The sequence below is a fragment of the Nitrosomonas sp. genome (assembly GCF_019635155.1).
Lineage (GTDB): Bacteria > Pseudomonadota > Gammaproteobacteria > Burkholderiales > Nitrosomonadaceae > Nitrosomonas.
In genome coordinates this window covers 46,784-54,458 of sequence record NZ_JAHBZY010000021.1, presented here as the reverse complement: position 1 = coordinate 54,458, position 7,675 = coordinate 46,784, and the positions used below count along the sequence as shown (strand labels likewise).

The 7,675-nt window shown below is 44.9% G+C and carries 6 protein-coding genes; 1 reads left to right on the top strand and 5 read right to left on the bottom strand.

The features are described 5' to 3' along the window. Positions 1-998: nucleoside triphosphate pyrophosphohydrolase (locus KF839_RS13110; RefSeq protein ID WP_292918294.1), on the top strand; the 998-nt coding region annotated here is incomplete at its 5' end. A 37-nt stretch (positions 999-1,035) separates the two neighbouring features. On the opposite strand, the gene KF839_RS13105 is transcribed toward KF839_RS13110, so the two are convergent. Genes KF839_RS13105 through KF839_RS13085 form a run of 5 tightly spaced genes read right to left on the bottom strand, consistent with a single transcriptional unit; the run spans position 1,036 to position 7,659 of the window. Continuing rightward, positions 1,036-2,157, bottom strand: a complete 1,122-nt coding sequence (locus tag KF839_RS13105) for a JAB domain-containing protein (protein WP_292918293.1) — start codon at positions 2,155-2,157, stop codon at positions 1,036-1,038. Positions 2,158-2,178: 21 nt separating this feature from the next. Beyond that, positions 2,179-5,031: a zincin-like metallopeptidase domain-containing protein gene (locus KF839_RS13100; RefSeq protein WP_292918292.1), complete on the bottom strand. Its 2,853-nt coding sequence runs from the start codon at positions 5,029-5,031 to the stop codon at positions 2,179-2,181. Continuing rightward, on the bottom strand, positions 5,018-5,236 hold the full coding sequence (locus KF839_RS13095; RefSeq protein WP_108697957.1) for a conjugal transfer protein TraD: 219 nt from the start codon (positions 5,234-5,236) through the stop codon (positions 5,018-5,020). Before KF839_RS13095 ends, KF839_RS13100 begins: the two co-directional genes overlap by 14 nt. A gap of 18 nt (positions 5,237-5,254) precedes the next feature. Beyond that, the gene (gene traF, locus KF839_RS13090; RefSeq protein ID WP_292918291.1) at positions 5,255-5,794 is read right to left on the bottom strand and encodes a conjugative transfer signal peptidase TraF; all 540 of its coding nucleotides are present in this window, start codon (positions 5,792-5,794) and stop codon (positions 5,255-5,257) included. A gap of 29 nt (positions 5,795-5,823) precedes the next feature. Next, complete coding sequence (locus KF839_RS13085; protein ID WP_292918290.1) at positions 5,824-7,659, bottom strand: type IV secretory system conjugative DNA transfer family protein; 1,836 nt, start codon at positions 7,657-7,659, stop codon at positions 5,824-5,826. Between the last annotated feature and the right edge of the window lie 16 nt (positions 7,660-7,675).

Genomic DNA, 7,675 nt, shown 5'->3' with positions numbered 1-7,675 from the left:
TTTTACCTTGGTATCATGAAGAATATGACTTAAAAAAAATACAAAGAAGTCATGGTCATAGAAATAAAACGCATTTTGATAAAATATTTGAAATTAAAAATTTTGAAGATATTGCAAAACTAGAAGCACTTGTAGATTCGAATGACAAGAGTATTAGAAGAGTGCTTGTAAAACCTCAAGATGAAATATTGTTACGTGATAGAAATGCATTACAAAAAATTGGTGGGCTAGTTAAAAAAATTGATGCTGTTATTTTTCTAGAAGGGGCTACTCTTTCTCATGCTTATTATCAACTTCTTCAAACGGGCGCAAATGTAGAAGCAGGTACTACATTTAAAGGTGATAATGAGCAGCAGGTATTTAATAAGTTAGTTAGAGACAAGATCCCTCAAAAAATTGAATCGGGTGGAGAACTTGTAAAAGCTGAACGTTTAATAGGTGATGACCTATTAAGAGCTTTATGTGAAAAACTGGTAGAAGAATCTCTTGAAGTTTTAGATGCGAAAGATCATGACTCAATAATCGAAGAATTATCAGATGTCCAAGAAGTTATAGATGGGATATTAAATAGTTTAAAAGCAGACATGTCCGAAGTCACAAAAGCAAAGGAAAGAAAACTAAATAAAGTTGGTGGATTTAAGGATGGTGTTGTTCTCGTAAAAACCACAAATCCATTGCCTTCTACAAAATACAATTTAGATTCTTCTCAAAATTCACTGCCTCTAAACGAATTTCAGAGTGTCTCTAATTATGCACCTTATCGTCGTTCCGAAACTAGAATAAATAAATGGACTGATAAAAGAGAACATGCGGCAACTAAGGAAATTTTATTAAAAGTTACAGCACCAATTGTACTTGACTCATGGAAGAGCGAAACACCGCAATTTTTTATTGGAGATAAAACCATAAGTGCGGAAATCACCACAATTAGAAAAAAAGGGGATCTAGAAATATCACTTTCAGTTTTTGCACAGCAAACACAACTAAAGCTTTTCTAATTGAATTCAATACCGCCACAAATAGTCATCCAGTCCGCTACCTATTGCGTCCTTTGCCCCTTAACTTGGTTAATCCGCCATCTTCCTTCACAAAGGATCTGGGCTTTCTAAGAATGGCGCTTATTTCACCGGGCATTGACGCAAATAATCCTTCTTCCCGCAATGAACGATAATCAGAGCCCTCTACGGTTAGCACATCTTTTAAGATGCCAGCTTCACAGGCTTTGGATAATACCGGGTGTCTGTAATCATTGGTGTTCGTGATGGCAAATACCGTATTGACGCCAGAATTGCGTGCAAAATTTTGTAGTCGTGCCAGAAGCAGATTTTGAGGACGCTCCAATACAGATAGGGGTAACTCACTTAACGACAATACAAAACCTGTTGCACTGAGTCCTATGAAGTTAAAAAACTGATCCCGCTTTTTTAAAGCATGACCTATCTTTGCCAGATCCTCCGGTGAGGCTATTTTCTCCAAAAGCAGCTCATGACTTTTATAATGATTATTCTGATAACCTCCTGCCTGATCACCCATCCAAGCCACAAAATCGACATGACCGTCTTTATCAATGACACTGTATTGACTGGTATTGATTACCACATGGCCTTTGAAACTCGGAACAGTTGATGCCAGTATCTCTGTGAGTCTGACATCCTGACTCGATGGCGTAGCATTACCCGATGGATGGTTATGCAATAACCAGTAACCATCTGCCTTAACCTGGCGTTTTGTTTTTTCTACCAAAATACCCAGATCATGATTGGCATGTCCGATCTTCTCCAAGTAAATCGCACCCGGCAGCCTGGAACTCACAGCTGTATGATGAATGATGCGATTCATACGGGTATAGAAGATTCTTAGCGTCTCATAACGCGGATCACGCAGTATTTGCGCCATCACTGCCAGATCATGACCTGATTTGACAGACTGATTCAGGAAGGTGGTTCCTCCCTTTTCTCGGAAGTCTTTCGGGAAATTACAACCCAGTAAGGTGCCACCTGCCCATCGAGCATGAGCCTCAAGCAGTTCTGTATAGGCGCATCGCCCCGCTTCCTTTTGCTTATCGGTTGTACCGGGACGAGTCTCAATTTTTTCATAAAGATCACCTTCATCAGAACTGGATGGGATTCCTGGAATCTTCCGCATAGTATCGCGCATCTTGCGGCCTCCTTTATAAGATTACTTGACCAATGCCCGTTTTTGCTTGATTTCCCGCTGCTTAGGTTCAATAGGGACTTGTAACTTCAATAAGCTGTCCTGTTTAGCCAGCTGAGATACTTTTTCAACAACCGATCCGACCTGACGTTTAACCGCCTCAATACCTAGCGCGCTTTTATTGGCGAGATCATTAAAATCATTTAATTTCTTTGAGTCTCGCTCACCCGGCGCAAAAACTGGAAATACTGCCACACCATCAACTAAACTTGCTGCTTCCAGCGCTTTTTCCTTGCCGGGATTTTTGCCAAGGGTGGATTCCAGATGATAATCATCGTCGCCTGCGATAACGATTGGCTTGTGCGGGTATTTATGATGTAAATCCTGCGCAACTGTGGGCAAGTTACCTGAATCAAATGCAGCTATGACAGGATAATTCAGCCCCTGAGATAATGTATCTGCGGTGGCATAACCTTCAGCAATTACAATGGCAGGTAATTTGTTAATTGCTGCATCCAATCCCTGACCTGCATTACCCGCCACATGAAAGTTATTCTCTTTCTTGCTACCCGCTGCAAAAAGCTTTGCACCACTGGGTTGTATCGTTTGCGCACTCCAGATCTGACCATGAATATCTTGTACAGCCAGCAATAAATCACCGGCAGTCAGTACAATACTGTCTGGATTTTCCTCACGTAGTAGCCTGACTTCCTGCCAGTTCTGACCAATTTTGATGATTGAATCGGTTGGCAAATCATGCACATTCTGCGGCACTATTCTCAAATCGCCTGGTCGGGCATGCTTATCCAGTAAGTAAGGATGATCTGGACCGGCAACCGGTGCGATCGCCAGCAATTCTTGAAGGGCATCAGCAACTTTAATTTGCTGCGCATGTTGTTCGGCTTTTCTGTTTTGCTGCTTGATAGCGGCATGGGCGATCAATTCTGCTTTTTGCTCATCCGTTAATGAATACCCTTTGGCTTTCCAGCGAGTCTCTATACCGGTTCGATTATTCTTGAAATATCCAGCTGGATGACCATCCAGGTGCGCCACATAAAAACCTGACTTCTCACCGGATTTGTCACCGATAACTTTAATTCTGTGTTTGCTGCCATCCATCACCGGATGATTGCCATCAACCAGACAACTATTTGCGCGCAGCAATTCAGCAAATTCCACGTGAGGATCTATCGCAGGTTCCTGTTGATTGGCAACATTCTCCGGTAGCCAACGCTGTAATGTTTGAATATCTGCTTCTGAACCTACGTACCAGGCACGGGCGGTTTTGTCCCAACGAGCTCCAGCAGCCTTTGCCAAATCTTTTTCCGTATAAGGAACAATCAAATATTCACGAGCATTTTCATCGTTTTGCTCGGTCTTGGCTCCTAATATCGATACATCAGTGGTATTTGGATCATTTCGAATGCGATTTTCATGGATGTGGGCAAGCTTGGCGGCCTTTTCATGTTCATTCTTTTCTGCAGCGACATCTATGAGTACAAGCAGATTGGTTAAATCTTGCGCTTCTTGTTTGGATTCACAGTCTTTCACCCATTGAAAAGTCTGATTATCACGCTGCATATACACGCCCCAAAATTGCGGCTCGGTATTCTGTGAATGAGCGGATACCACAGACTCAATACCATTTTCATCGGTTTGAATCGCATTACCCTGTACCTGGATCTGTCCATTCCAGTCAGCCGGAATTCGAAAACCCAATTTACCCTCTGCGATCTCTTCAAACTCCAGATTGTCAATGCCGCCGCCCCTCAAAAATTTGAGTGCATCGGCTACCAGAATGATGGCATCTTGATCCTTGTTAGGCATGTCCTGAGTTAGATCATTCAACAGTTTGATGTTGTGGGACGCGATGGTTGCCAGATCAGGGGAGAGATTCTGTAAATAAGTAGCGGTGTTTTGCTTGATTTGATCCATCTTGATTACCTCCTGCGCATTAACTTCCTGTGCAATTTTCTGTCCAATTTCCTGTTGTTGTGACAACGCCAGTACATAATCCTGGATCTTTTCAGCATCCGCAGCAGCACGAAAAATTTCGGTTGGGTCTTCCTGTAGTGCTTTGATCCATGAATTCACATAAGCCACATGCTGTCCTGGGTCATGACCAATCCCGAGCTCGCCGCTGAGCAGCATGCTGGCTATCTCAGCGCGCAATTCTTCGCGGCCGTAGCCCTCGCTACCGAATGGATGCGATAGGTCACGACTTAAGCGCGACTCATGGCCTGTCCAGTGACCCAGTTCATGCAGGGCTGTTGCGTAATAGCGATCGGGTGTCGGAAACTGGTGCTTGTGGGGCAAGTGGATACTGTCGGTTGATGGCCGGTAAAACGCATTGTCTGCCTCGCCATGACGAATCACGGCATTGGATGCCTGTAATATCTGTTCAGCCCGTTCCAGCGGGTCCCAGTCGGGGGCTTTAATGTCAAGTTCTGGCAGATTATCCACTTGTTCAGCATTAAATACGGCGGCATAAAACACTCTGGGGCGCTCAAGCCTGACCTGTTCTTTAATGGGTTTACCTTCGCTATTTAGTACAGGATTCCCGCTATCGTCTTTTTTGATGTGCTCCTCGGTAAATTTCCAGTATTGCACGAGCGTGCTTTTTTCACCTTTGCGCACCTGTGCGCCAAGACTTACCGCTTGCTTGTACGTCAGCCAACGCGGATCCGTATACGCACGGCCCATCAGGTTCAAGCTATTAATGCCACGGTAACGTTTACCGGATGTGGGATTCATGGGTAATATGGTAAGCAGATCACCGGGTTTCCACGGCTTTTGCCAGGGCGCAACACCTTTTTTGAGTTGCTCAATCAGATTCTCGGCGACTTGTTCATGAAAAGCCTTCTTAGCCTCTTTCATCTTGAACCTCCGCTGTATGATCAATTGTGCTATCCAGCGCATCTTCCTCACTCAAAGCATCTTCTTTGAATGCGCCCAGCCTTTCCGCCTCCAAGGGATCAAATTCAGCCTGGAAGCCCGGTATCTCAGCATCGAGTAGCTTTTCCTGAATGATTTCTGTTATGTCAGGATTATTGGTTTCAGCATCAATCGGTGGTCTATGCATGGTTTTGCCTCCTTTTAATTAATGACTCCAGGTAAAAACCGGACGTACAACCTGTTGAATCTGATCACGCACAATCAATCCGAAATAGCGCGCATCAAAGGATTGTGGGTTCACATCGGATAGCAGTAGGTATTCAGAATCATTCACCACAGCTTGAAGCCGATATTGCGGCAATGGTTGACCTTCAGCATCGGCTGTGAGCTGAGCGCTGTTGGGTAAGTGTTTGCCATTCACAAAGATGCCAGCCTGATCGATGGAAACCGTATCTCCGGATTGTGCAAACACTCGTTTTAACAACAAACCATAACCGCCCAGACAATTCCCTCGATTGATGTAGGATCGATCCCTGGCCATATCAAAAACCGCATTCTGTGGCGGGCAGAAAGCGACATAAGCGTCGTTTACAATCGGTTCATCAACAACTTTGTAAAAACCCACCGGCAAGCTGGGTGTGGTATTGATATAAATCCCGCTGATTCGTGCACCAATACTCAGTACAAATAGGCTAGCGCTCATAATCAGAATCAAAACAATCAGGATTTTGATGGTTTTTTTCATGAGGTTGACTTTCATGCGTTCGAGGTATCTCACAATCCGGTTAATTTATCGCTGAAGCTCGGGGGATTTACTTGTGCCCGTGCCGTAAAGGTTTCATCCTGGAAATACAAAGGCTGCGTGCCATAAATGGCCGGGAACCCGGCCACATAAATAATCATGTCGCCTGGCTTGGTGATCTTGCCATCAGTATCTTTCATCGGGCCGGGCAGTCGCATACATTCATCCGGTGTTAATAATGCGCGCTGCGTCTCTTGCAGGGTACGTGTCACATGCCCATGCATCATCGATGACCTGCGCCCGCTGGTGGTAATTTGCTCTTTGATGACCGTGGTCTGTCCGGTCAGTTTGGATAAGTGTTCCGCTGTTTCAATACGATTGGGTGCAAATGCGGTCTGGATATGACAGTTGGAGGTGATCGCTTCATCATGCCCGTAGCCGGTCTCGCGACTTTTGAGTTGATTTAAATCCTGGCAGATCAGATAGGCTTTCATGCCATAGCCTGCGATAAATGCTAGGGATTCCTGAAAGATTTCGAGTTTTCCTAAGCTTGGGAATTCATCCAGCATTAATAGCAATTTGTGTTTGTAATGCGCGCTCGGTTGGCCGCCTTTAAACGTTATTCTATCGGCCAGCTTTCTGATGATCATATTGATCAGAATGCGGATTAAAGGACGCAACCGGGATTTATCATTGGGGTGCGAAACAATATACAAACTGACTGGATTCTCATGGTGCATGAGGTCGCGTATTTTAAAATCCGATGCGCTGATATTGCTCGTGACTATCGGATCGCGATACAGGGATAAATAGGATTTCGCGGTTGATAGTACAGAACCGGCTTCTTCTTCAGGACGATCCAGCATGTCGCGCGCACTTGCTGCAATCACGGGATGACATTTACCATCCAAATAATCCTGCATGGCCATTTCCATCCACAATTCCCTGATATCGCGATCTGGATCAGAGAGCATTGCATCGACAGTCGATAATGTGGCAGGAGTTCCTTCTCGCTGCGATTTGTACAAAACATGCAAAATGACACCTACCAGCAATGCCTGGCTGGTTTTCTGCCAATGCGTTTGCAATCCCTTGCCATCCGGATCGACGATTAAGGTGGTCAGGTTTTGCACATCGGCGACTTCCATACCGCTGCCAATCTGGATTTCATCCAGAGGATTCCAGTGTGCGCTACTGGTTGATGCCGGGTCAAAGCGCAGCACCTTGTTTTTGGCATGATGTTTTCTCCAACCGGAGGTCAATGCCCATAACTCGCCTTTGAGATCAGTAATGACTGCACTCTGAGTCCAGGAAAGCAGAGTCGGTATGACGAGACTGACACCCTTGCCAGAGCGGGTTGGGGCATAACACAATACATGTTCCGGGCCACTGTGTTTCAGATAGTGGGTTTTGCCGGAATTATCCCGCCAGCCGCCGACATAAACTGCATCATTATGATTATTCTTGCCTGTTGAAAGCAGTCCTGCGGCTACAATGTCCTGCTTATCCGCCCATCTGGCCGAGCCATGCAATCCTTGATTGGTCCGGGATGAATTAGCCAGTACCATTTTAATGACCAGCACCAGTATCAAACCGATGCTAGAAAATAAAATACCAAAACCTGCCGCCAGATCGAAGTTGCCCGAATATTCGTCATACCATTTATTTGCCCATATCAGAATTGCCCAGGGTTCATAGATGTTAAAGAAGTGCGTGCCTAATTGCGGCTGATAGTTGAATTGTTGCGCAAAATACTGGGTTGCGACTTGGAATCCGCCAACAAGACACACAACAGACAATAGCCTAATGATGAGTGTATCCTTCTTAGAATTCCTATTGTTTTGAGATAAAAAACTGTTCTTATTCATTAAAGACTCCTTCTGG